A 24754-nucleotide genomic window follows, 5' to 3' on the forward strand; every position below is an offset into this window, starting at 1 on the left:
ATGCCGAAAAATCAACCGAAAAACAGTTCTGCTCAGCGATTTTCTACTCATATTTCGGCATAGTTAAAACTTCGTCATAATCAGAATGAAGTATTAGTGGCTCGAAAAACGGTACTGTAAGCTGTTCTGATAGAACGCCTCTTCTTACTAAGATACTTGCATTTTCAGCAGAGCTTGCTTCCCTCTACCAGACCAAACGAAAAAAGGAAGTCCCCCATTATACATTATTTACCATGGGAGCGCAAGACAAAAAACTCAGGGCTGAGGAACAAAGCTTATCTACATTGACGCTGGCTGCCGGCCGGAACGATAATGTCCTTGCTAATGATATTATTGCCAATCTATCCTAATCGAACTGTAATCAGTAAATCTGATGCTATCTCTAAAATTTAAGTTCGATATACCTGCACCGTATTCTTGAACTGCTCCATCAATTCGTAAATAAGCTAAATATTGTCTGCCGGGTTGTAGTGATACTAAACTTGAGCGATTGTAAGAATTATTAGGGTTTCTAGCAATGCCATCACTTGAGGTAATGTTTAAAATGCTCCTACTATCAAGTTCTGATGATGCACTTAAATCGTATACATGTAAATTAATTTGAGCATTAGAATAACCTGTAAAGCTACCTAGTAAAGAACCTCTATATGATCCAGCCATTCTTATATACGCAGTTCGATTGCTTGATCCTGATACGTTAAATCTTAATCCCACTAATCCCCAAGATTGACCACTTCCAATTCCAACTGCAGAAGCACTAGACCTTGCCCTTCTGTTCGTTATGCTATAATCTCCATTTGCAATTCCAACCCCCCAGCTATTTTGACCAGAATTACCTATATTTGCATAATAAAAAGTTCTGTTTTGTCCAACATTTACCGTTGGAATTGTTGACATAATAGAAAAGTCGTTACTTTCTTTTAATGATTTTAAATATTCTTCTACTTCTTTATCGTTTTGTTTAATCATTCTTTCATTTTCTTTAATCATTATTTCTGTGTCTATTGCTTGTTGAGGTTCAGTAATATCATCTACATCATTGTTTGTGCTTTCAGCATTCATACTAAACACCACAGAATTTGAATTAAAGCACATTAACATTACTAATAATATCATCACCATTACTTTTTTGATTTTTTTATTGTTCACCATAAATACCTCCTAGTTAGTAGTGTAATTGAAACCTTCTAACTGTCTCTTATGATCTTAAAAATTTCTATTATACTCATAAATTATTATTGTTTCCGTTTTTTTTGTTTAATTTTTCCTCAATGTCTTTTAACCTTTTGCTGATTTTAAAAAGCCAAAACAACAAGATTATTGGTATAGCTAAAAATATAAAAAAATTAATATATTGAAAAATATAGTTTATATCAAACTCCATTATTTTATTTCTCCTACTATAAATTAATTTTCTTGCACCTACTCACTTATTCTTAGAATTTCAAAACCACCAATTATCAAGGGAGCAACTTTCTTATTTATATTACCGAATGAACAAAATGGAATTGCGTGCGCTATCAAAGGCAATAAACTTTCGTGCATCAAATACTGTCCCAAGGATATAGAGATGCTCGCCCGGAATCTGTTCGCTCAAAACAGCCTCCTGCCCTTCATCCAACAAACGTCCAATGATTTGGCCGGACCGCCTATCGTTTAAAATTACCATGTCATTTAACAAATGGAAGGAAAACAGATTGATGCTGCCGCCCGGTTTGCTGATGCACCTTAATTCATTGCTTCCCAAAGTATATGCATAGAGTGCAGGGTCTTCATATCCGTCAATCCAGACGATGTACTGGCTGTTTGCCTGAGGATTAATAATTGATTGGGAATCAGTAACCCGCAGCTGCTTGAGATACATTTGCTCATGGATATCATAGACGCACAGGTAGAGGACGCCCTTCCGACTCTCGGTAAAGACTGTAATCCCATCATTTACATAGGCTCGGGTATAGCTCGATTGGGGGGCAATTTTTTCACTTACGCAAAAAATCCGTTCTTCGTCAATAGCGTACGCATACAAGGATATTTCTTCTTGATTGTATTCATACCATGTCAAATAATCCTGCCCGCCGGATATAATAATCTCCGGGCTTGTATCGGAAAACTCCTTCACTGTGGAAACGGTGCCATGCTCAAGATCATATCGTTCTAGCCGCATCCCCGATGCATCCTGCAAAATCCAAAACAGTGCTCCATCGGCGGCAACAAGTTCGTTTTGCCAATGCTCTCCGGTTTTTATCTGGAAGATACGCTCTGCATTTCCGGTTTTTGTATCAAGGTGAAATATGTCGGTACACTCTGACCCCATACCCATGGGGATATTTTTTACAAGTGTATAATACAGGTCATTTTTCGTTCCTGCAATGCATCCCGACTCGTATCCTTTTGGAATGAATATTTCATATTCCGATACATCATTGGAAAAAGAAGATGCGTTTTCCGTGTAGGAAAGCGTCTGAGCTTCATCGTATTTTTTTAAAGTCTCCCCGGTGCTTGTCTCACATCCGGCACTTAACGCTGCCATCAATAATACCAGACCAATGGAGACCATCTGTTTTAATTTCATGTTTGAATTCTCCCTAAGATAGTTTGGAATGGCGCAAAATACCTCCCCAACCCCAAATTGCCATCAACACGCTTGCTGGCCCGCAATAATATCCGTTGATTTGTTGTACGAGGCTTGTGTTTACCCATGCGTAATTATAATTATCCCAGTGCCTTGTCCCCATGCTAGCGCTGATCTCTTGAATATATTTTTTTTCGTCGGCAGGATCTATGGCACCAAGGTTATTAACCGCGTTATCCAGTACATCCATAGCATCTGCCGGATCTGCGGCCAGATGGGCACGAAATTCAGGGTCATTCATATATGCAGACCGAATGGATTCTTCGTCCTTTTGATTTGCCGCATCACCCCTTTTTTATTTTCAGCATCGACCTGTTATTGAGTTTACGCTACCTAAATCTGAATGCGCAGAGATTCCAGTCTTTGCCTTACGGCAATTTCCACAATCTTCAAAACTGCTTCCTGATTTGCTAGGAGCCCCTGTGTAGTCTAAAGTATATTGAACAAATACTATGTTAGTTGTATAATGTTCCAGTCCCATACCGATGTTCCCTTAATTATGCCTTGAACTATTACCATTACATTACCATATTTTCATTTTTTAAAAATCAGTAATTCCTACAGGTTTTTAAAAAAAATTAACCCAAAAGCATATTATTTTGCTTTTGGGTCAGCGCGTCTTATCTGTTATCACTTCAAACGGGAATATTTGCTGTAAGTAAAACTCCTTTACCTGGTAAGGCATTAATTGTTACCCTGCCGTCTAACCTGGTAATCCTCTCCTTCATTCCAATTATCCCTAGATGCTTCTCCTGCAGTGCCCGCTCTTCAACCAGCTTTCTATCAAACCCTTTGCCATAATCCTGTACAAACAAGCTCAACATGTTGTCTTCTAAGGAAATTTTAATTATAACCTTTTCACTACCGGAATGTTTAACTGAATTATTTAGACCCTCTTGTATAAACCGGTAAGCTGCAGTTTCTATTTCTTCATAAAACCGCTGCTCAATTGATATATTATCTAAACCCAAAGAAATGTTTATGAGATGTCTTTCCATTAGTTGTTGACACAATAGTTCCACTGCAGGGATAAGACCTAAATCTGATAAAGTAGCCGGACGCAGTTCTGTGCAGATAGAACGAAGCTGGAAGTTTAATTCATCGGCTAATTCACTGAGTTCTATGTGGGACTCACTGTTATCATGCTGAGAAGTTTGTTTTACTCTTCGACTAAGCTCTACCCCCATTTGTAACGGACCATCATGAATCTCTCTTGCTAATTTTTTCTTTTCTTCTTCCAGATTGAAAAACAAAGCTTTATTTACAACTTTCAAAACCTGCAAGCTTTGCAATTTTTCCGTCTCTGCCCCACTCGCTTTTATCCCGGCAATCCCCTTTTTATATAAGAGATAGCTAATTCCTTCTTTAACTACAACATAAATTAAAACAGCAAATAGTGCTTGAGTAAATATTATTTGATTTATATAGTGGTCACTAAATATAAGTGTTATAAAAATTGAGCTGACAATTCCAGCTAGAGTTGCAGAAAATAAAAAAGTACTTACAGCTATAAAAATTTTTTTACCATCGGGCAAGTATTTATTAATAATCACATAACTAAAAGATAATGGCAGCACCAGTAAGAACATCACACTAAACCTGGGATTTAATACCGGCTCACCAAAAAACAAAACAGGTACAGCCGTAAGAATTATAAAGGGAGAAAGACCCGCTGTTAAACCGCTTAATATTATTGCTACCTGGTTTTTTTCTTTTCTATTTTTTATTTTAAGCATTAAAAAAACAAGGGAACTTAATGCAATGACCACACTAAGCATTACTGCCAACATTAAAAAATCACTTATGGTAATTATAGTAATTTGAAACAACAGCATCAAAATAACTATAGCCGGTAACAAGGCAAATACCATAATTGACCAATCGAAAATGGTAGTTTTCCGTTCAAGGGGGAAGACAGAGATGAGCTTGAGCAGCATAACTGGAATTATAGAGAAAAATATTATCTCAAGCTCTCGACCCCACAATATTTGGCGAGCGGAGGCAGGAGCCAAAATTACTGCCATGGCTACAATCCAGTTAAACCAATATAAAACCTGAGCATGTAAAATAAACGGCCTTTTTAGCAAGGTTGCCAATCCTGTTACCCAGAAAGCGAGACTTAACAACACCTGCGGAGCCTCATGAATCAAATTTTGCAAAAATGGAGTGGGTTGAATTTCTATCAATCTTGTTACCTCTTCAGGTGAGACTATCTCTAAATATGTGGCACCTTCTACTTTTCTCCATTTTTTTACCGACGGATAAACCCCAGGATCATCCTGATCGATTTTCACAACTATATCTCCAACCTGAATTCCTTGTTTATAGCCTTCCCCCTGCAGGTCAAGCTGCATCACCACCCATTGGTCACCATCTAGTTTCTCTAAGCTTATCCCCAAATAAGGTTGAAAAAATGTAGCTCCAAAATAGATAAGAAAGGTTATAATAAAAACCATATGGGCAGCTGTATACTTATTGCTTCGGATTAATTTTTTTAATAACAAGACCTAAATCTCCTTTTCAAAAAAATAAAAAGCCTGCTGCCTGGTGATAGGCAGTTCAGGCGCTGACTGTTTTTATCCACTTTAGTACAGCCTCCAAACGGGTCCTTACTCCTAATTTTGTTAATATATTGCTGACATGATAATCAACTGTTCTGGTGGTAATCTTTAACTGCCGGGCAATCTCTTTATTATGTAAACTCATCGCAACCATGTTCATAATCTCTTTTTCCCTTGCTGTTAACATGTTATTTGTTGAGTTATTAATTTCTTTATGGTAAGGCGGTTCTTTACCTAATACGATAAAGATTGCAGAAATTATTTCATAATTGTGGCAATCTTTTACCAAAAAATGATCAGCCTTCTTTTTCATGGAAATATTTACATATGGACTAGGATCCTGTCCAGTTATAATAATTATTTTTACCTGGGGTTTAATCTCTTTCAGTTTTTCAATTAAATCAATGCCACAACCATCAGGCAGGTTAATATCCAGCAAAACTACATCAGGGTTGGCATCCTCAGTTAAACTTAAGCATTCTGCTCCATTCATCCCTACTCCTACCACATTAATTTGTGGTTCTCCAACCAGCAATGATGTTATACCTTGTACCACTACCGGATGGTCATCCACCACTAAGACTTTTATTTTCCTGCCATTGACCATTTCCACCTAACCACCACCTTCATCCTGACCCGAGATAACATTAATCAATTTTTTTAATTTTCTTTTTCTCTCATCCTTTGCCTGAATCTTTTCTAATATACTTAATGCTTTTTGCCGAAACATTTCTTGAAAAACCAGGCAATAATGAATTGCTCCCTCTTCCCGGATTATATTAGTCAATCTCTGCTGTTCTTTTTCAGTAAAAACTCCCTGTCCGCTACCTGCCATTTTTATAAGTTGATTAAGTTCTTTAGCCCTTTCCCCTATCAAAACATAAGTTAAGTATAAATAAGGAAGGGTTTGTTTCTTATTTTTAAAATCACTTTTATTGTGAAAATCTAAAATATCCCTTAAGTCATTACTTATCTGAGCAATAATTCCCAGATTTTCCCCAAGCTTCCCCAACTCATTAATTGCTCCTGGCGGCGCTCCTGCCAACACTCCACCAATTTTACAAGCACATTCTGTAAAACTCCCCGATTTTTTTGATACTACAGCTAAGTACTTGTCTACACTGGAATAGGATTTAGTTTGTTCAGTAAATTCTTCATACTGCCCGGCACTGGCTTTGAGACCTGTTTGATTAAAAAGTTGCATAAGGATTTTTGAAATTTCATAATTTTCGACTGACAAAAGAGTATCGTAACTTATAAAAAGTAAAGAATGAGCCAATGCGATAGCTTGAGATAAGGGTATTTTTCGCCAGGATATCAAGTGATTATCTTGATCCTGAATATCATCAAAAATATCTGCTGCAAAAGCGAATAATTCCATTGCAATAGCTCCAGGTAAAACTGCTTCTTTGGATTCATTAAATAGTTGGCCACTAACATAAGTTAACTTTGCCCATTTATACCGTTCCAATGGAGCTGAAACCCCTGTACCTGATTCTTCCCAATTTGAGATAATCATCTTTTTCATTTCATTATCTATAATTGATGTAGATAAAATTTTATTTATCTCAGCGGTAATTTGTACATCTAAAGTCATGTTGGTTCTCCAATTATTTTTATTCAATGAGCAAAATCTTTATTTTCAACCCCATCCTAATCAGCCGGAACAAACAATTATATATCGACTGGAAAAATAAAAATGTTTACTTAAGGTCAATTTCATTCATTACAACCAATAACCAGTAGGAACAATACTTGCCACTGAATCATTAACTCTTTCAGGCTGTGAAAATGCTTTTTTTATACTTAGGTATTCAAGGGAATTACAAGTTTCTCCGGATACATTTCTGCCTTTTAAAAAATCCTGACGTTCTTTCGGGTTTTTTACTAACCGATGGACTAATTTAGCCAAATTTTGACCATACATTCTATCTTCCACCTTCCTTTTCTGTTATTTCTTTCCTTATGCATTATTTTACTACAAATTTAAGCGTTTGCATACCTGGTAATTCCTACAGGTTAAGCAAGGTTGTAATTTTTAGATTATAAATTCTAAAAGCATATTCTTAAATCAAATAGAATTAAAGGATTCGACAATATATTTCTTAATTTCTCTAGCTGTCTCATGTGGTTGTGCTAAAAAAGCCTCTAGATAAGCACGGCTTTTACTTCCATAACGATATTATCAAAACATGATTACTACATTCAATGTAAGAGGACAAAGGGGACAAAAGACAAGACAAAAAACTGTTTATTTGCTAGCTAGGAAGGCAAACTCAGAACCATTATCGGAAATAATTGATTTGAAAAGGGACTAAAATACCGTTAGAGGTTCGGTTGAGACCAAGTATTATTACATGATTTTAATTCCTGTCTGTATTACTTCTCTTGCATTAGGATTGCCTTCATTAAAGTCAGCAACAGCAAAAGGGCGTGGCTCAATTCTATAATCAACTTTTCTTCGCAATTTCATTAGACGGAACGTATCCTCTATTATATCTCCGGTAAAATCATCAGAAACCACGGCAATATCAATATCACTATCGTCCGTATTGATTCCTTTTGCATATGAACCATATAAATAAATTCCTTTTATATTATATTCTTTTTTTAAGTACTCAGCGTATTTTAATATAGTTTGATTTACTTGTTTTCTAGCTCTATTATCAGCCATTTTCTCAACTCCTTTATTTCATCAATTCTTTCCTTAGTGTAACTACTTGTGCACTTTTTATAAAAACTATGCTTATAATCCGGATATCTGGCACTTATATTAAATGTTGTTATCATATCAAGTAAATCTTGTTGATTTTCACTGGGATCAATTTTAGCCCGCTTTGCTAGTAACAAAAGGTCGTGAGTTCGCGGTGGTTGATTTTCATCTTTAGTATTTTTTAAATATATTGCCTTTAAAATCTTTTCTATCACTAAATGTCCCATAAACAAACTCCAATGATAATCTTTGCTTTTTAATAAGTTCATCATGGTAATAAAATCTTTATCGGATGTAGTTTGTAGAATTACATTTTAAATTCCCTGGGATTTTAAAATTACTGCGAATTAATTTATGTTATCTTTATCCATATCTGATTTCATCGTGCCGTAGATTACGGCATTTTTTTATCTGTTGTTTCTTGACCTTAGTGTGCAGCTTTCGTATAGTTATTTAAGTAATAAGAAGAGAAAGAGTCGACCCTACCACAGTTCGACTCTTTCTCCCAACTGTCCATGCCCCTTATGTTTGGTATGCTGGGTACATGGATTAACCATACGACAGAGGCTCCAAACCACTGAGGTACAATATTATGATAAGAGTTTTTGAACTGTTTCGCAAGTTAAATTTTATCAATCTTTCTGCAGAGGATCTATTTCTTCAATCCATGGCCAAATTTCATCCGGCTGATCACAGATGCCCTTTCTGCCAAGTTGAACATCCTGACTGGAAAAAACATGCTGATTATGATCGATTCCTGATCTCCTTTGAGAAAGGATGTTCTGTAACATACAGGGTTACTATCATCAGATACAGATGCTCGTCTTGCGGATGCACCCATGCCATACTTCCGGAATGTATCATACCGTATCAATCATACAGCTTTCTTTTCATTATTGCAGTTATGAGGGATTATTTCACAAGCTTTCTTACTATACAGGGCATCTGTGCAAAATATGGTATTTCCGTTTCAACCATTTACTCGTGGAAAAAACTTTTTTTGAGACACAAAAAAATCTGGATTGGTCTCCTTGAGGATGCTTGCACATCATCTCTGCAATTCTTAGATTGCTTTTTTAACTGCAGTCTTTTATATACCCTTAAAGAATTTTTCCTCACGGCAAATATTTCGTTTCTACAAGGTTCATCCCATATGAGAAAAGCACATTTCGCTCCGCCATAACCTTTCTGCATTTTTTCATCTCCCATTTCACATAACAGCAGAATTCCTTTCCATTTTTTCCCCTGTTATGATATCTCCAGGAGGTGATTTATGTCATGAGTAATACTTTTAATGACAAATCTTACAATGAAGCCGTGCAAACCGCCCATATGCGCTTTGCAGTCATAGCTCCTGTCATCCAGGGGCTGTTTTCCGAACCCACCAAAACTGCTTACTACAAAAAGATAGCAGAAAAACCACTGAAAATGCCGGATGGTAGAGAGGTGCTTCTAAATTTTAACACTTTTGAAAAATGGGAAGCCCGCTATAAAAAAGACAGAATGGATGGCCTTATGCCAAGGTCACGCTCGGATAAAGGGGGATCCCGTGTACTTCCGGACACCGCCATAGCGGAGATATTCAGACTAAAGCAGCAGTTCCCACGCATTAATGCCACTTTAATCTATACAAAACTTATTGCCGACGGCTTTATTAAGCAGTCCGAAGTATCTGTCTCTGCCGTACAGCGGTTCATTAAGAAGAACGACCTCAAATCTGTAAACAATCTCAACATTAAAGATCGTAAAGCTTTTGAAGAGGAATTTCCAGGTGATATGTACCAGGCGGATACCTGCCACAGCATTTACATTACTGAAAACGGAACAAAGCGGAAAACGTTTCTATATCACATAGTCGATGACCACTCAAGGCTTATTGTAGGTGCAAAATTTTTTTACAATGATAATGCTTACAATTTTCAGCTGGTTTTGAAAGAAGCTGTTGCACGTCACGGTCTTTGTAAAAAAATTTATATGGATTATACCGAAGAAAAAACTATGCCGAAAGTTTTTTGAAAGGCGCATGATCACTGGGTTCTTCCTTGGAAGTTTCGGCATAGTTTTTCTGCTCTATAGCCGATAAATTTTTGGCTCTTCGCTATTTAGTGTGGAAAACTTCATTAACATTAATTAACATATTTGGCATTTATGGAGCCCTAAATTTATCTCAGCTAAGACATTATTATATCAGTGAATTTATATAAATGCCTTGGGTAAATCCATTTTAAGTTTACTGCATGTAAGATAAATAATTGTGATCAGGTTTTTAGTATTACGGTAGCCCCGGGCCTTTCTTTTGGTTGCCTGAATGAGGCTGTTGATACCTTCAAGGATGCCATTGTTGACTCTGCTGGTAATATACTGGATGATTCCATCCCAGTGTCTTTTAATGGTATAAGCAACCTCTTTGATTGGCTCAAGGCGGCTGTGGGTAGCCCAGAAATACCACTTTTTAAGATAGGCTGCAGCGGTATCTAGGTCCTCTATCGCCCAGAATTCTTGAAGGCTTAATTTGATGCTGTAAGCCCTTGCTGTTTTAAAATTCATCTTGGAAAGGGATTTAAGCTTATTATTTTGCTTTGTTGTTAAATTCTCAGGGTTTTTCAGCCAGATGTATCTTGTGCTTTTCAGATATTTGTTTTCAAGCTGTTCCTGTCTTCTTACCTGGTCAACGGCTTCGTTTAAAATTTTCATCACATGAAACTTGTCAAAAGTGATAGCTGCATGAGGGAAGTTTTCTTCTGCACCCTTGATGAAAGCGGGTGACATATCACAACAGATATCTTTAACGTTTTCTGGCTCACCGTTGTGTTTTTGCAAATCGTCTTTGAATGATTCAACGGTTTTCGCATCTTTACCTTCGGTAGCATAGAGCACACTGGATTCATCTAAATCTACAAAGACACTCACGTAATTGTGTCCACGCTTGCTGGAGGTTTCATCAATTTCCCGCATTGAAGCCGCCGGCGCTGCCCGCTCTATAATCGATGAAGCGGCTGTCCGGGCAGTTGCCGGATACTGTCAGGGAACACCTCGTATCATTAATTCCATTATGACCAGTGCCTTCATGCTCGGTGCACAGATGAAAAAGCAGAGCATTGACTCGGAAATCATTCTTGCTGCAAGCAACAGCCTTGCTTTAGGTTAGGGGGTGCATCATGACGAATACAAAAACTTCTGTATTTTCATGTCCCATAACCTTCCACTGTCGTGAAAAAATCGGCAGTAACTATGAGGAATGGGACGGTTATGTGAAACGCTTTCACAATTACGGTAGTCATTATGAAATACAGATAGAAAGCCGAAGCGGTTTCATTTTCATGGTTGGAAAATATATAAATGGCAGTTTTATCAGCATTCCCACTTTTGGTGTAGGATGCGATCTTGCAGGATACAGCGATTACTTCTGGAACAACGAACATCTGGCACAACTTATGAATCCCGTAGATGCCGCCACTGTTGCAGAAACCCTCCGGACTTTGAGCAGAAACAGATAAATATGATTAAAACGAACCACAGTGTTCCCTACATTGTGGTTCAGTTTTTCAAACTGAACCTTGACGGTAAAGTACTGTTTTACTGATATTAAAGTGAAACACTGAAATCAAAGTGTTGCTACACTATTAAATCTAACAGAAAATAATTTGCTATTTGACCGGATTCGATTTTGCCGCTCAACAGTAGTTTTCCAAAAGTCAATCAATTCTTGTTTTTCCAATTTATTCACCTACCTTACACAAATTGTTTTCAGGACATGTCCCTAGAAGTTTAGAGTTAATTAATAATAGAATATACTAATTTTTGATTTTACTCAACCTTATTTTTCCAGTTTATCTTTTGCAGTTAATACCCATGTAGGAGAACATTTTCTTGCCAGCACACAAAATATCTGTTCACAGGCATCGTTAGAACTTCTTCCCTTACGAAAACCAAAAGAAATGTGGTCTCCTGTAACTTCAGCCACTGGTTCTAATGCTAGTGCATATAGTGTCTGCATGGCTCTGTCATGCATGGTGGGTATTCCCAGCGGTCGTTTCTTGTTTTTGCCCTTCTTTTTAATGAAGACTCGCCTAAGAGGTTTTGTTCTGTAGCGCTTATCGGTACTTGTTAATACTGCTTTCATTTTCGACGCAGATGTTGACCATAGCTTTTTGTCTACACCAGAGGTGTTTTTCCCCTTATTTGAGGTAACTTTCTTTACCGCATAGGCTTTTTCATAGAATGAATGTGTTAGTAAGTATTGTAATCTTTTTACCTTGTTCTTATCACCCTTCACTGTTGCCTTGGCAATTCTGGATTGTAGCCTATTGACATTTTTTTGCACATGCATCCATTCAATGGATTCCCATTGAGCGGTTAGTGCGTTTGTGTCTTTTAGTCTCTCGGTTTTATCCGTCGTTGAATTACTAAAATTCATAGGTTTACCATCCAATCCTGCCAAGAAATACCGTAGAATAAGTCAGCACTCTTTCGAGTTAGGACAAAGTTTGAACCCCTGTCTTCTTTCATTACAAAAGTAGCATTCACTTTTTATCCTTTTCTTCTGCCCTCTATGCCTATTAAGGCTTGTCCATCATACTCCTAAATTCCAGAAGAGCAGACAGGTTCTCCCAAGTTGACTGCATTGTGCCAGTATTTGATATACCCGATCCCCCGGCCAACAATAAACCCTGGCCGAATCACCAGGATTCAGTAGATTATGCAGTTTTTTTGTTACTCACACGCAATTCACCTTGTTCTAGTGTATATAACTTATCAGTGCTTTTAAGCATATCATTGTTATGTGATATTACTACAACAATTGCATTGAAACGATTTGCGTAGTCTTTCACCAATGGTATTATTGTATTTTCCAACTCAACGTTTAGTGAAGATGTGGGTTCATCCAAAATAACAAGCCTCGGTTTTTTTACTAATGTCCTAACAAGTGCAATCCGTTGAGCTTCCCCCAGCGACAAAGTTACGCCTTCCATACCAATTTTTGTATGCACCCCTTTACTCTGACTCTCTATTATACTATCGCACGCGGTTCTAGAAAGTAGCTCTTTGAGAAAATCATTGTCCACTTCTTCAACATGTCCTATAAGATTCTCAAGAATTGAGCCAGGCAAAATAAAAGGAGTTTGTGAGAAATAAGCTACCTGATCCCTAAATGACTTATTCTCAAACTCTTTGATGTCGGTACCATCAATTTTGACAACACCCTGTTCTGGCTTATAGAGCCTTATCAACAGTTTCGCTAAGGTGCTCTTCCCTACACCGCTCGCACCCTTTATCCCAATCACCTCTCCAAGTGAAGCGTGCATATTGACACCATTTAGTATCGGGCGCTCAGCTTGATAGCCAAAGGTTAGATTTGATACTTCAAGTTTCTCAGTCATAGTAGCAACTTTTCTACCGGAGTAATTATACGTATCAAATTCAGAGCAGAACTGCACATATCGTAAATAACTCACATTAACTTCCTCAAAAGCAAAAATAATCTCAAGAAGGGCACTAATAGGTTGCCCTAGTAAACCGGTGGTCATATAGAAGGCTATAAACGTTCCTGCTGTGATGCTTCCTTGATACACATGATACCCAGATAAAATCAGCAAGCCAATCAAACCAAGTTGTCCTACTATGCCTGTGATAAACTGTAGTACAGACATTGTAAACGTCGATTTGATATTTATTTTTATTAAGTTATCAATATATTGCTGTAGTTTGTTAAGCTTAAGATTCTCTAGGCCAAATAGTTTAACTGTTTCAATCGAGTTGAAGTGACGCCCAATTTCTTTCGCAAATTCCGTTTCATGATATACTTGCTTTTCACGATTCTCCTTGATTGGGTTCTTTATCATTATAGCTGATAGAATTTGTAGGAAACTAATAGTTATTACAAAAAGTGTTAAAGTTGGCGACCAAACGTACATTATTGTTATAAAGAAAACGAAACTCATTAGATACACTGGAATGTCAATAACCACTTTATAGTAAAAGGAAGTAAGTATCGCTAGGTCGCTTGAGATTCTGTAGTATATCTCAGTTGTATCACTTCCAATATTCGTAATGTATGAACTTCGTTGAATTCGATCATAGAATTTACTCTTGATTGAGTATCCGAATTCATTCTTAACTCGCGCAATCATATACCGTTCAACAATCTTGGTTAGCGAGAAAATAATATACAAGGCAATTATTACAAATGATAGTTTCAATAAATACTCCAATGAACGACCATCTAGTATACTTTCAAGTGATGCCTTTGCAAAAAATGACGTAATGGAGCCTGATCCTATGTTCACTGTCGCAAGAACGATGATCACAAGTATATAGAATTTACTTGTCTGATTTAATGCATTAAATGTTTTGATAAATCGAACAATTCGGAGCTTTTCAACCCTGTTAATCATTTTTTTTAACTTCATACGTAACTCATCCATAAAATTAGTATATTCATTTTCTAAGACCATCCTTTGTAAAATTGTTTTTCAAATTGACTTGAACAAATATTATTGTAATCAGTAATGATAGTACTGTTCCATGTGCAGCAAAACTAATTAGTCGCTCAATATCAGTCAAGTAGAGAAAATAGCTTATTGACATGATGACAATCAACCCACCGCCTAATACTAGCATGAATTTTCCAGCAAGATTGTTTGCGAATTTCCATGTATCGTCTGTTCGAGAAGACAGCTTCGTTCGGAATCCGATAATATTATTCCGCTCCATCGGTGGACGGAAAGTAAAGTGAATCCCCGCAATGAACAATACTAATGGAGAAGCTACTAACTTTAAAAAGTCATACATTACATACGCCTCCTTTTATACAATCTATTTATACAATTTATTCACTTATCTCACAAGTGTATAAGTGTACATACTCAGACTTTTGCCTTGAATTTCATTTTTAAGTGTACATTCCAACTCAAACCCCAGTATTTTGAACAGTTCTATTACATTATGCTCATGCCCTGATATTTGATTAATCCTTATCTTATATATATCTGTCACTGCAGGCTTAACCAATCTCTTAATCATTTTGTTAATGAGATTTGGCAGTTCGTCTTCCCCAATTAATTCATCACAAAAGAATGAGGTGATTAGCGCAACCGAAGATTTGTTGCTAACACCTGGAGGAACTACCGACATCGTTGCTATAATCTTTTCATCTCTTTTTGCTACTAAATAATACTCTTGGTTATTGAAAGTGTGAAAGCGCATCGACACAGGCTCAAAATATTCAATGGAATCAACCTGACAAAAATTGTATGGCGACATTCCTTCGGATTCCTTGATAAACTTATTAACACTTACATAGTCGCGATCTCCAGCAAACTTAACAATTACTTCGGAATGTTCCATTGGATCAGTATTCGTTTTTTCAAGACGTAGCAAGCCATATACCTCCATTAGGTGGAACAGCTCATGCATATCATTTCTTAAAACACGTATATCCACTTTGGGAAACTGAACTTTCAACTCTTTTAGAAGATCTCTAGTATCAAAAAAATTCTTTGCAACTTCCATAATGAAAACTGCTATTTTATTCAAGAATACTTGATGTCCTGTCTTTTTCATCAGAATAAGGCTCATGTTATTTGAGTCTTTCTTGATAAAATAATCACTTTCATTCACAAGTTCGTATTTCATCTCCATATTCCTCCCCATTGGTATATATTTATATCAACTTGATATCAATGTATTCTCCTGTATACGGGCGTGGTTCTACTCTATCAAAATCATAGATATTGTCTATCTTATTTACATGTCTTAAGAACTGTTCATTACCCCAGATATCAGCATAACCAGCATCCCAATACTCCTTCATACTATGCTCCCGAACATTCCCAACTCGGATTGGGAGATATGTACTTACTGTTATTGATCCATCTGATTTTACTTCCATTGCATATGCTTTCATGCCATACTGTTGGTTCAATGGCATTCTTAATAAGTGATCGATTGGATCACCCCATTCAACTTTGAAATTATCAAACTGGTACTGCTGTTTCTTTTTTAGTATTTTTTGTTGTAACACTACATAGTCGTCCCCGTCTAGTAATAATGTTTCAGCCGTGCTACCTCGCCCCATAGGAATAAATGGCATCATCCGAACTTCCGAAACCCCCATTTCTTTACAACGATCAAGATACTCCTCAATGTATTCGTGGTTAAGCTTATTCGGTACCAATGATGTAACTACTTTCAACTCATTTTGCCTTGCGTATTGTACCGCTCGAACCGCCTTATCAAACGAGCCTCTTATGCCTCGCAATGTATCATGCTGCATACTTGTTGTTCCATCTATGCTGATTTGCAATAGTTTCAATCCACTATCCACAAGTTTTTTAGCTACAGTATCGTCTATATAGTAGCCGTTTGAAACCATATTGATTGTTCCAACATTACCTGATAGCTTTTCAATCAAATAATATATCACAGGGCGCAAAAGTGGTTCTCCACCACATATACAAACGCACAACGGCGCTAATTCGATTATCTGATCCATCAGCTCTATAAGCTCATCATCAGTCATTTCATTCCTGCTTCCTTCTCCACTATTATTGAAACAGTGTACACACCGAAGGTTACACTTGTTCGTAACATCTACTGCAATCATGATTGGTGAGTTTACCTTTTGTATATTGATTCCATTTTCAAGGTAATGCTTTTGAATATATGACTTTCTTTCTGACATATGTTTCTCCCTCCAAAGAATAGTAATCCTTTAGTTAGTGTTTTATGTTAAATGAAAGAGCCAGTTAAACTAAAACTTAAGTAGGCGTTGTAATTTTATTGATCACCGTCGCTGCGAACACAAAAACAGTAGCTGCTGCAACAGAATAAACTCCAACCAGAATAACACCCAGTACAATTACACCTTGCGTACTAACTCTACCTTCCGAGTCTTTGAGCATATTCATATCTTCCAATATGGGAGTTTTATATTCCATCTTGTAACCTCCTTCCTGTTAATGTTGAGTTCATAATCAATGGCCCTTTCATTTAAAACTAAGCCTTGTGAAGATACACACCACGATCTTCATAGTCACTGATGAGCTTATTCAGATATAAGACACTACTGGAATCAAGCAATGGACGTGTTTCAAAGAAATACTTCTGTGATACAAAATAGTAGTTGTCATCGAAAACTGATGGCTCCAGTCTTATGCCGTAAATATTTCTTTCATCCCATAATTCCGAAGGCAACAAAGTCAGCCAATTCAGATTAACAGCATCCAATTCGTACTGTTTTATTAGACTAACCGCGAACTCAATCGTTTCGCTGCATTCATCAAGTCCTTCCCAAGGAAATCCAATAATGAATGATAGAAATAACTTGTCATGCAATTTAAATTCTCGAAGTTTATCCATGGTTCTTAAGATTTGATCGGTTGTTAGACCTTTCTTGATTTTTTTAAGACCCTCATCATAACCGCATTCGATACCGATTGCTATCCTTACAATATTCTTATGTTTCAATGTATTCAACAGATTTTCATCAAATAGGTCAGTTGCTCTTGCTTCCAAAATGATCGACATTTCAGAATTCATATCAATCATCTTGTTTAAGAGTTTTGTAGCTCGTTGAGGATCAGCAGTGAAGCAGTCGTCGGTAATATATATGCACTTATCGTTGAACTTACTCGCATAGTGCCCAACAATTTTTTCGATACGATCAACCACCCATGTATAATCCAACCCCACCCAGTCTCTCTTTCTAGGAATAGAGCAGAACTTACATGCAAAACGACATCCTCTTGATGTATGAATAGGCATGATATTGTAAGCATTGTCAGGCAGCAGATCATATAGTGGTAATGGTGCAGTAATAAACTCAGACTTGTCTACTCTTGCAATTTTGTCTGCTAAATATACTTGCTCACCAATGCGCCATGTTAATCCAACAATATTAGACACATCTTCATTTTCATCTAGACATCGTAAAAGCTCTGGTAGTGCCTTTTCTCCTTCGCCCCTCATTATAAAGTCAGCTTCTGTTGACCGAATTATATGCTCATGAAAATACGTTGGATGTAGACCTCCAAGAATAACCTTCTTTGAAGGATCTACCTCCTTTACTATGGCAACCATGTCTTTTGTTGTAGGCCAATTATGAGTGTTCGATGACAAGCATACAATATCCGCATTTCTAATACGTTCAGTAACGCTTATTACAAACTCTGATCGGCAATTCTCAATAGGCATAAATCGCCTCACATCATGAGGGTCAATTATATCAACATCAAACCCGTCTCGCTCCAGTATACCACCCAAATAGTAAAGTACGGATGGCGGAATAATTCTCATTCCAACCGAGTCATGACTCTTATGTACTGGCATATAGATTAGTAATACTTTCATACTTAGCTCCTTTTTTCACCTAAATTCTGCGTCAACCTAATTCATAAACATATCAATGTCATATACATATATATCTATGGTCCGTCCCAAGTGTAGCCAAGAACCTTGGTATCAATCCTCAGACATTGCGAAACTGGATTAACGAACAAAAGCACCGTGAAAGCGGCGGTATATATGAACTGGTTAAATTACTTAAAGATGTTCGAGCAAAATTCCCCAAATGTGGCTGAAACAGATTGTATAGAATCCAAAAAGAGAACAAGCTATACTCAAAACGTAAGAGAAAGCCTTAAGCTACCACTGATTCAAACCACCAGCTGCCGGTAGCAGAATATCTTTTAAACCAGGACTTCAAAACTGAAACAGAAACACAGAGAAACACAGAGGGACGGTTCTTTGGAAACACAGAGGGACGGTTCTTTTGTGTTGTTTAGAAGATACGCTCTGCATTTCCAGTTTTTTTATCAACCCCTTATTATAACTTTAACAGTTTCCGCTATTTTTTAATAAATGTAGGTAGAATCTGTAGGTGGAAGTACTGCAAACCCATTGCCGCTTGATAACAAGCCCAATCCGGTAAAAATTACTGTTTTAACACCTACAGAACTAAATTGAGGAACATGACTGCCTGACCAAGTTTTATTATTGTTTACACTGCTTCCTGATTTGCTAGGGCTGATTTGCTAGGAGCCCTGTGTAGTCTAGAGTATATTGAACAAATACTATGTTAGTTGTATAATGTTCCAGTCCCATACCGATGTTCCCTTAATCATGCCTTGAACTATTACTATTACATTACCATATTTACCTTTTTTAAAAATCAGTAATTCCTACAGGTTTTTAAAAAAAAATTAACCCAAAAGCATATTATTTTGCTTTTGGGTCAGCGTGTCTTATCTGTTATCACTTCAAACGGGAATATTTGCTGTAAGTAAAACTCCTTTACCTGGTAAGGAATTAATGGTTACCCTGCCGTCTCACCTGGTAATCCTCTCCTTCATTCCAATTATCCCTAGATGCTTATTCTGCAGTGCCCGCTCTTCGACCAATTTACTATCAAACCCTTTTCCGTAATCTTGTAAAGACAAACTCAACATATTATCTTTCAAGGAAATCCTAATTATAACCTTTTCACTGCCGGAATGTTTAGCTGAATTATTTAGACCCTCTTGTATAAACCGGTAAGCTGCAGTTTCTATTTCTTCATTAAACCGCTGCTCAATTGATATATTATCTAAACCCAAAGAAATGTTTATGAGATGTCTTTCCATTAGTTGTTGACACAATAGTTCCACTGCAGGGATAAGACCTAAATCTGATAAAGTAGCCGGACGCAGTTCTGTGCAGATAGAACGAAGCTGGAAGTTTAATTCATCGGCTAATTCACTGAGTTCTATGTGGGACTCACTGTTATCATGCTGAGAAGTTTGTTTTACTCTTCGACTAAGCTCTACCCCCAGTTGTAACGGACCATCATGAATCTCTCTTGCTAATTTTTTCTTTTCTTCTTCCAGATTGAAAAACAAAGCTTTATTTACAACTTTCAAAACCTGCAAGCTTTGCAATTTTTCCGTCTCTGCCCCACTCGCTTTTATCCCGGCAATCCCCTTTTTATATAAGAGATAGCTAATTCCTTCTTTAACTACAACATAAATTAAAACAGCAAATAGTGCTTGAGTAAATATTATTTGATTTATATAGTGGTCACTAAATATAAGTGTTATAAAAATTGAGCTGACAATTCCAGCTAGAGTTGCAGAAAATAAAAAAGTACTTACAGCTATAAAAATTTTTTTACCATCGGGCAAGTATTTATTAATAATCACATAACTAAAAGATAATGGCAGCACCAGTAAGAACATCACACTAAACCTGGGATTTAATACCGGCTCACCAAAAAACAAAACAGGTACAGCCGTAAGAATTATAAAGGGAGAAAGACCTAATGTTAAACCGCTTAATATTATTGCTACCTGGTTTTTTTCTTTTCTATTTCTTATTTTAAGCATTAAAATAACAAGGGAACTTAATGCAATGACCACACTAAGCATTACTGCCAACATTAAAAAATCACTTATGGTAATTATAGTAATTTGAAACAACAGCATCAAAATAGCTATAGCCGGTAACAAGGCAAATACCATAATTGACCAATCGAAAATGGTAGTTTTCCGTTCAAGAGGGAAGACAGTAATGAGCTTGAGCAGCATAACGGGAATTATAGAGAAAAATATTATCTCAAGCTCTCGACCCCACAATATTTGGCGAGCGGAGGCAGGAGCCAAAATTACTGCCATGGCTACAATCCAGTTAAACCAATATAAAACCTGAGCATGTAAAATAAACGGCCTTTTTAGCAAGGTTGCCAATCCTGTTACCCAGAAAGCAAGACTTAACAACACCTGCGGAGCCTCATGAATCAAATTTTGCAAAAATGGAGTGGGTTGAATTTCTATCAATCTTGTTACCTCTTCAGGTGAGACTATCTCTAAATATGTGGCACCTTCTACTTTTCTCCATTTTTCTACCGACGGATAAACCCCAGGATCATCCTGATCGATTTTCACAACTATATCTCCAATCTGAATTCCTTGTTTATAGCCTTCCCCCTGCAGGTCAAGCTGCATCACCACCCATTGGTCACCATCTAGTTTCTCTAAACTTATCCCCAAATAAGGTTGAAAAAATGTAGTTCCAAAATAAATAAGAAAGGTTATAATAAAAACCATATGGGCAGCTGTATACTTATTGCTTCGGATTAATTTTTTTAATAACAAGACCTAAATCTCCTTTTCAAAAAAATAAAAAAGCCTGCTGCCTGGGAAAGGCAGTTCAGGCGTTGACTGTTTTTATCCACTTTAGTACAGCCTCCAAACGGGTTCTTACTCCTAATTTTGTTAATATGTTGCTGACATGATAATCAACTGTTCTGGTGGCAATCTTTAAACTGCCGGGCAATCTCTTTATTATGTAAACTCATCGCAACCATGTTCATAATCTCTTTTTCCCTTGCTGTTAACAAGTTGTTTGAGTTATTAATTTCTTTATGGTAAGGCGGTTCTTTACCTAATACGATAAAGATTGCAGAAATTATTTCATAATTGTGGCAATCTTTTACTAAAAAATGATCAGCCTTCTTTTTCATGGATATATTTACATATGGACTAGGATCCTGTCCAGTTATAATAATTATTTTTACCTGGGGTTTAATCTCTTTCAGTTTTTCAATTAAATCAATGCCACAACCATCAGGCAGGTTAATATCCAGCAAAACTACATCAGGGTTGGCATCCTCAGTTAAACTTAAGCATTCTGCTCCATTCATCCCTACTCCTACCACATTAATTTGTGGTTCTCCAACCAGCAATGATGTTATACCTTGTACCACTACCGGATGGTCATCCACCACTAAGACTTTTATTTTCCTGCCATTGACCATTTCCACCTAACCACCACCTTCATCCTGACCCGAGATAACATTAATCAATTTTTTTAATTTTCTTTTTCTCTCATCCTTTGCCTGAATCTTTTCTAATATACTTAATGCTTTTTGCCGAAACATTTCTTGAAAAACCAGGCAATAATGAATTGCTCCCTCTTCCCGGATTATATTAGTCAATCTCTGCTGTTCTTTTTCAGTAAAAACTCCCTGTCCGCTACCTGCCATTTTTATAAGTTGATTAAGTTCTTTAGCCCTTTCCCCTGTTAAAACATTAGTTAAGTATAAATAAGGAAGGGTTTGTTTCTGATTTTTAAAATCACTTTTATTGTGAAAATCTAAAATATCCCTTAAGTCATTACTTATCTGAGCAATAATTCCCAGATTTTCCCCAAGCTTCCCCAACTCATTAATTGCTCCTGGCGGCGCTCAAATAGAATTAAAAGATTCGACAATATATTTCTTAATTTTTCTAGCTGTCCCATGTGGTTGTGCTAAAAAAGCCTTTAGATAAGCACGGTTTTTACTTCCATAACGATATTATCAAAACATGATTACTACATTCACATCCGAAAGTATTACTGTTCAAGCTGCAGGAAAACAGTTTCTAGCACATAAGAAAACCCCGGGGGGCCAAACCGGGGATGGTAATTTACGACCACCACAAAACCATTTACGTAACACCGGAAGAAAGCATGGTCAAAATTTTTTAGCTTTGAAAAACAGTAGAATATCTAAAATACCAGGGATATATCCCTGGTATTTTTATACTTAGTTTTTCAATGTAAGAGGACAAAGGGGGACAAAAGACAAGACAAAAAACTGTTTATTTGCTAACTAGGAAGGCAAACTCAAAACCATTATCGGAAGTAATTGATTTGAAAAGGGACTGGAACCGTTAAAATATATCCCTATCCAGTTCCAGCAGGTATCTTTCCTCTGCCTGTTCTGTCCCCAATGAATTGGGCAAAAGTATATGTCTATCATTCCAGTAAAAACACCTGACCTCCAGTTCCCCTAACTTTAAATCCAGGTAATAATCAGGGAAACCCATATCGGGAAGCCCGGAATCCCCCGGCTTATATACTCCCTTAACACTGGCACTCTTTAAGGTTTCCATTACTACCTCAACCTCTTCAGGTTCCTTTATTTCCATCTCCACCGCAGTATTATTAAAAAATTTGAAAGGTTTTATCACTGATACGGCCTGAACTGCATCCAGGTAATCCAGGGTTAAACTGGGAGCGCTGTAGTAGTTCAAACATCCTGTAGAGAACAACAGAAGAAAAACAAACAGCATGAATACAAACCTAAAGGGGCTAAAAAATAACATTTAATAAGTCCTTTCTTCCTCTTTATAAGAGTTTTTTTAAACCTTCTTTATAATATAGACAACAAAATCATCAAAACTGTTTCAATTATTAATAATTCTTAATATTCTAGTCCACAGTTTTTTGTAATAATTTATATTTTTACCTTCTTTGAATTTATGCTCCTATCCTGCCAAAAAATTGTTATATTTTGTTAATTATTAAAAAAACCCCGCCGGCTCACCGATGGGGTTCTTAATTAATGAAGTTCATTCTCAGGATAAGGAAACTGGGTTTTGTAACCGCTAAAGACATCATAAGCATCAACAACCTGATTGCGAAGGGCGATATCCGCCGTATACTCTCCCATATCAAAAAGCGCTTCCAGCATCTGTTGATGGACCTGCTGCAGCTGTTCTCGGTTCTCCTGCAGTAGATTAAAAAGAATAGGGTCTAACACTTCGTTAATCCCGGTACTATAACCTGTAAGCATGTGCTTCTCATGCAGCAAAATATCATTTAATCTGTCCCGGTCATTTACGGTGGCATCCTTCTTCTTAGGCAGCTGAGCCGTAACTTCTTTCCCGATTTTAACGGCACCGGTTTTAGTAGTTATAGTTGATTGAGTGTCCATAAATCAGCTGTTCACCTCCTGGCTTACCTGCCCCAGGTAATTTAAGGTTACCTGATAATTCTGCTGATGAATTTTGCCTGCTTGATCAAAAAGTCCCTTAATGTTTTGAATCTGCACTTCATTGGAATACTCAAAACACTTTTTAGCCATCAAAAGTTCCCAGGAAAGATAATCTTTAATGTAATTTAGTTCCTTATTGGAAATATTGTTCAAAAAAACACCTCCAAAGATTTCTGCATTTAGTTTCTTATTTTTTACTTTTTTATTTTTTGTTATATAACTAAAATTATACCAAAAGATTGCGAACTGCGGCGCAGCACCCGTGTGATGTTTGAAAGCCAATTAATTATTGCCAATTGCTTTTTAGGAGTAAAAATACAAAAAATAAAACCCCATAGGGGTTATTTACTCTTAATCTTTTTCAATCAGCACCTGATCTACATTATCGGTTTCCACCAGATTGACGGAGACTAACTCGGTGCGGCTGGTGGGAACGTTTTTTCCCACATAGTCCGCCCGGATGGGCAGTTCCCGGTGCCCTCTATCTATTAAAACCGCCAGTTGAATCAGCTTAGGCCGACCCAGGTCCATCAATGCGTCCATGGCAGCCCGGGCAGTCCTTCCGGCATAGAGCACATCATCCACCAAAACCACTTTTTTTTCATTTACCTCAAAGGGAAGCCTGGCCTTTTCTTTTTCAACCATCTTGGTTTCATCCAAATCATCCCGATAACAGGTAATATCCAAAACCGCAATGGGAATCTCAACACCCTCAATTTCATTAATTTTTTTTCCAATCCGTAAAGCCAGGGGTACTCCCCTGGTCTGAATGCCCACCAGAACCAGGTCTTCAGTTCCCTTATTCTTCTCCAATATTTCATGTGATATCCTGGTCAGTGCCCGGCGCATACCACTTTCATCCATAATAATTTTTCTATACTGGGACATGGTCACCCTCCTGAAAAAAAGCCCCTCCATATAAAAGGACTTTCCCCTCTATCTATTCCTCACAATCTCTCCAGATCCGTTTAAAGGTACTTTCTTCAACTAAAATATACCAATAAACCGATTATTTGTCAACAAGGTTTCTGCCGGCTGAACCGCTGTATACTTAG

Annotated in this window: 29 protein-coding genes and 2 pseudogenes; 4 read left to right on the plus strand and 27 right to left on the minus strand. The window is 37.1% G+C overall.

The genetic code is table 11. The features are described 5' to 3' along the window. Positions 1 to 330: 330 nt before the first annotated feature. From HUE98_RS12290 to HUE98_RS12340, 11 genes are all read right to left on the minus strand, one after another. Positions 331 to 1152: a hypothetical protein gene (locus tag HUE98_RS12290; protein ID WP_241420930.1), complete on the minus strand. Its 822-nt coding sequence runs from the start codon at positions 1150 to 1152 to the stop codon at positions 331 to 333. Between the two features lie 73 nt (positions 1153 to 1225). Then, positions 1226 to 1384 (minus strand): hypothetical protein, encoded by a 159-nt coding sequence (locus HUE98_RS12295; RefSeq protein WP_241420931.1) that lies wholly within the window; start codon positions 1382 to 1384, stop codon positions 1226 to 1228. A 102-nt stretch (positions 1385 to 1486) separates the two neighbouring features. Continuing rightward, complete coding sequence (locus tag HUE98_RS12300) at positions 1487 to 2572, minus strand: hypothetical protein (protein ID WP_241420932.1); 1086 nt, start codon at positions 2570 to 2572, stop codon at positions 1487 to 1489. Positions 2573 to 2585: 13 nt separating this feature from the next. Beyond that, a complete protein-coding gene (locus tag HUE98_RS12305) occupies positions 2586 to 2873 on the minus strand; it encodes a hypothetical protein (protein WP_241420933.1) in 288 nt (95 codons plus the stop codon). A gap of 394 nt (positions 2874 to 3267) precedes the next feature. Beyond that, the gene (locus HUE98_RS12310) at positions 3268 to 5136 is read right to left on the minus strand and encodes an ATP-binding protein (RefSeq protein ID WP_241420934.1); all 1869 of its coding nucleotides are present in this window, start codon (positions 5134 to 5136) and stop codon (positions 3268 to 3270) included. Between the two features lie 55 nt (positions 5137 to 5191). Continuing rightward, positions 5192 to 5800 (minus strand): response regulator transcription factor, encoded by a 609-nt coding sequence (locus HUE98_RS12315; protein WP_241423552.1) that lies wholly within the window; start codon positions 5798 to 5800, stop codon positions 5192 to 5194. 6 nt (positions 5801 to 5806) lie between these two features. After that, positions 5807 to 6790 carry a polyprenyl synthetase family protein gene (locus HUE98_RS12320; protein WP_241420935.1) on the minus strand — a complete coding sequence of 328 codons (984 nt, stop codon included), beginning with the start codon at positions 6788 to 6790 and terminating at the stop codon, positions 5807 to 5809. Between the two features lie 129 nt (positions 6791 to 6919). Beyond that, entirely contained in the window at positions 6920 to 7120 is a 201-nt protein-coding gene (locus HUE98_RS12325) for a hypothetical protein (protein WP_241420936.1), read from the minus strand. A gap of 426 nt (positions 7121 to 7546) precedes the next feature. After that, on the minus strand, positions 7547 to 7867 hold the full coding sequence (locus tag HUE98_RS12330) for a nucleotidyltransferase domain-containing protein (protein WP_241420937.1): 321 nt from the start codon (positions 7865 to 7867) through the stop codon (positions 7547 to 7549). Next, positions 7837 to 8178 (minus strand): HEPN domain-containing protein, encoded by a 342-nt coding sequence (locus HUE98_RS12335; RefSeq protein WP_318036497.1) that lies wholly within the window; start codon positions 8176 to 8178, stop codon positions 7837 to 7839. Before HUE98_RS12335 ends, HUE98_RS12330 begins: the two co-directional genes overlap by 31 nt. A 360-nt stretch (positions 8179 to 8538) precedes the next feature. Next, positions 8539 to 8697 carry a hypothetical protein gene (locus HUE98_RS12340; protein ID WP_241423603.1) on the minus strand — a complete coding sequence of 53 codons (159 nt, stop codon included), beginning with the start codon at positions 8695 to 8697 and terminating at the stop codon, positions 8539 to 8541. Here HUE98_RS12340 and HUE98_RS18150 point away from each other — a divergent pair. Together HUE98_RS18150 and HUE98_RS12350 are read left to right on the plus strand one after the other, a co-directional pair. After that, a complete protein-coding gene (locus HUE98_RS18150; protein WP_241423554.1) occupies positions 8664 to 9089 on the plus strand; it encodes a DUF6431 domain-containing protein in 426 nt (141 codons plus the stop codon). The two genes, HUE98_RS12340 and HUE98_RS18150, sit on opposite strands and share 34 nt — an antisense overlap. Before the next feature lie 95 nt (positions 9090 to 9184). After that, positions 9185 to 9922 carry a helix-turn-helix domain-containing protein gene (locus HUE98_RS12350; RefSeq protein WP_241420938.1) on the plus strand — a complete coding sequence of 246 codons (738 nt, stop codon included), beginning with the start codon at positions 9185 to 9187 and terminating at the stop codon, positions 9920 to 9922. Positions 9923 to 10102: 180 nt separating this feature from the next. Here HUE98_RS12350 and HUE98_RS12355 read toward each other — a convergent pair. Further along, positions 10103 to 10852 (minus strand): annotated as a pseudogene (locus HUE98_RS12355) (ISL3 family transposase); the annotation flags it as partial. Here HUE98_RS12355 and HUE98_RS12360 point away from each other — a divergent pair. Together HUE98_RS12360 and HUE98_RS12365 are read left to right on the plus strand one after the other, a co-directional pair. Next, positions 10821 to 11054: a hypothetical protein gene (locus tag HUE98_RS12360; RefSeq protein WP_241420940.1), complete on the plus strand. Its 234-nt coding sequence runs from the start codon at positions 10821 to 10823 to the stop codon at positions 11052 to 11054. The pseudogene HUE98_RS12355 and the gene HUE98_RS12360 overlap by 32 nt on opposite strands. Positions 11055 to 11064: 10 nt before the next feature. Next, the gene (locus HUE98_RS12365) at positions 11065 to 11403 is read left to right on the plus strand and encodes a DUF6618 family protein (protein WP_241420941.1); all 339 of its coding nucleotides are present in this window, start codon (positions 11065 to 11067) and stop codon (positions 11401 to 11403) included. Positions 11404 to 11750: 347 nt separating this feature from the next. Here the strand turns inward: HUE98_RS12365 and HUE98_RS12370 are convergent. From HUE98_RS12370 to pyrR, 15 genes and pseudogenes are all read right to left on the minus strand, one after another. Continuing rightward, positions 11751 to 12323: pseudogene (locus HUE98_RS12370) on the minus strand (reverse transcriptase N-terminal domain-containing protein); the annotation flags it as partial. A 280-nt stretch (positions 12324 to 12603) separates the two neighbouring features. After that, complete coding sequence (locus HUE98_RS12375) at positions 12604 to 14316, minus strand: ATP-binding cassette domain-containing protein (RefSeq protein ID WP_241420943.1); 1713 nt, start codon at positions 14314 to 14316, stop codon at positions 12604 to 12606. 28 nt (positions 14317 to 14344) lie between these two features. Then, positions 14345 to 14698 (minus strand): SdpI family protein, encoded by a 354-nt coding sequence (locus HUE98_RS12380; RefSeq protein WP_241420944.1) that lies wholly within the window; start codon positions 14696 to 14698, stop codon positions 14345 to 14347. A gap of 45 nt (positions 14699 to 14743) precedes the next feature. Continuing rightward, complete coding sequence (locus tag HUE98_RS12385) at positions 14744 to 15541, minus strand: hypothetical protein (RefSeq protein WP_241420945.1); 798 nt, start codon at positions 15539 to 15541, stop codon at positions 14744 to 14746. 28 nt (positions 15542 to 15569) lie between these two features. After that, positions 15570 to 16589, minus strand: a complete 1020-nt coding sequence (locus tag HUE98_RS12390) for a radical SAM/SPASM domain-containing protein (RefSeq protein WP_241420946.1) — start codon at positions 16587 to 16589, stop codon at positions 15570 to 15572. A 76-nt stretch (positions 16590 to 16665) separates the two neighbouring features. Next, positions 16666 to 16845, minus strand: a complete 180-nt coding sequence (locus HUE98_RS12395) for a hypothetical protein (protein ID WP_241420947.1) — start codon at positions 16843 to 16845, stop codon at positions 16666 to 16668. Between the two features lie 58 nt (positions 16846 to 16903). Continuing rightward, the gene (locus HUE98_RS12400) at positions 16904 to 18256 is read right to left on the minus strand and encodes a B12-binding domain-containing radical SAM protein (protein ID WP_241420948.1); all 1353 of its coding nucleotides are present in this window, start codon (positions 18254 to 18256) and stop codon (positions 16904 to 16906) included. A 977-nt stretch (positions 18257 to 19233) separates the two neighbouring features. Next, on the minus strand, positions 19234 to 21033 hold the full coding sequence (locus HUE98_RS12405; protein ID WP_241420949.1) for a sensor histidine kinase: 1800 nt from the start codon (positions 21031 to 21033) through the stop codon (positions 19234 to 19236). Positions 21034 to 21088: 55 nt separating this feature from the next. After that, positions 21089 to 21214 (minus strand): LuxR C-terminal-related transcriptional regulator, encoded by a 126-nt coding sequence (locus tag HUE98_RS18155; RefSeq protein ID WP_318036498.1) that lies wholly within the window; start codon positions 21212 to 21214, stop codon positions 21089 to 21091. Beyond that, on the minus strand, positions 21177 to 21695 hold the full coding sequence (locus tag HUE98_RS12410; RefSeq protein WP_318036556.1) for a response regulator transcription factor: 519 nt from the start codon (positions 21693 to 21695) through the stop codon (positions 21177 to 21179). Before HUE98_RS12410 ends, HUE98_RS18155 begins: the two co-directional genes overlap by 38 nt. 6 nt (positions 21696 to 21701) lie before the next feature. Next, the gene (locus HUE98_RS12415; protein ID WP_241420950.1) at positions 21702 to 22100 is read right to left on the minus strand and encodes an isoprenoid biosynthesis enzyme family protein; all 399 of its coding nucleotides are present in this window, start codon (positions 22098 to 22100) and stop codon (positions 21702 to 21704) included. 493 nt (positions 22101 to 22593) lie between these two features. Beyond that, on the minus strand, positions 22594 to 23028 hold the full coding sequence (locus HUE98_RS12420) for a hypothetical protein (protein ID WP_241420951.1): 435 nt from the start codon (positions 23026 to 23028) through the stop codon (positions 22594 to 22596). A gap of 236 nt (positions 23029 to 23264) precedes the next feature. Beyond that, positions 23265 to 23639 carry a spore coat protein gene (locus tag HUE98_RS12425; RefSeq protein ID WP_241420952.1) on the minus strand — a complete coding sequence of 125 codons (375 nt, stop codon included), beginning with the start codon at positions 23637 to 23639 and terminating at the stop codon, positions 23265 to 23267. Positions 23640 to 23642: 3 nt separating this feature from the next. Next, positions 23643 to 23852: a hypothetical protein gene (locus tag HUE98_RS12430; protein WP_241420953.1), complete on the minus strand. Its 210-nt coding sequence runs from the start codon at positions 23850 to 23852 to the stop codon at positions 23643 to 23645. 198 nt (positions 23853 to 24050) lie between these two features. Next, complete coding sequence (gene pyrR / locus HUE98_RS12435; protein WP_241420954.1) at positions 24051 to 24587, minus strand: bifunctional pyr operon transcriptional regulator/uracil phosphoribosyltransferase PyrR; 537 nt, start codon at positions 24585 to 24587, stop codon at positions 24051 to 24053. Positions 24588 to 24754: the final 167 nt, after the last annotated feature.

It is taken from the genome of Candidatus Contubernalis alkalaceticus, assembly GCF_022558445.1.
Lineage (GTDB): Bacteria > Bacillota > Dethiobacteria > SKNC01 > SKNC01 > Contubernalis > Contubernalis alkaliaceticus.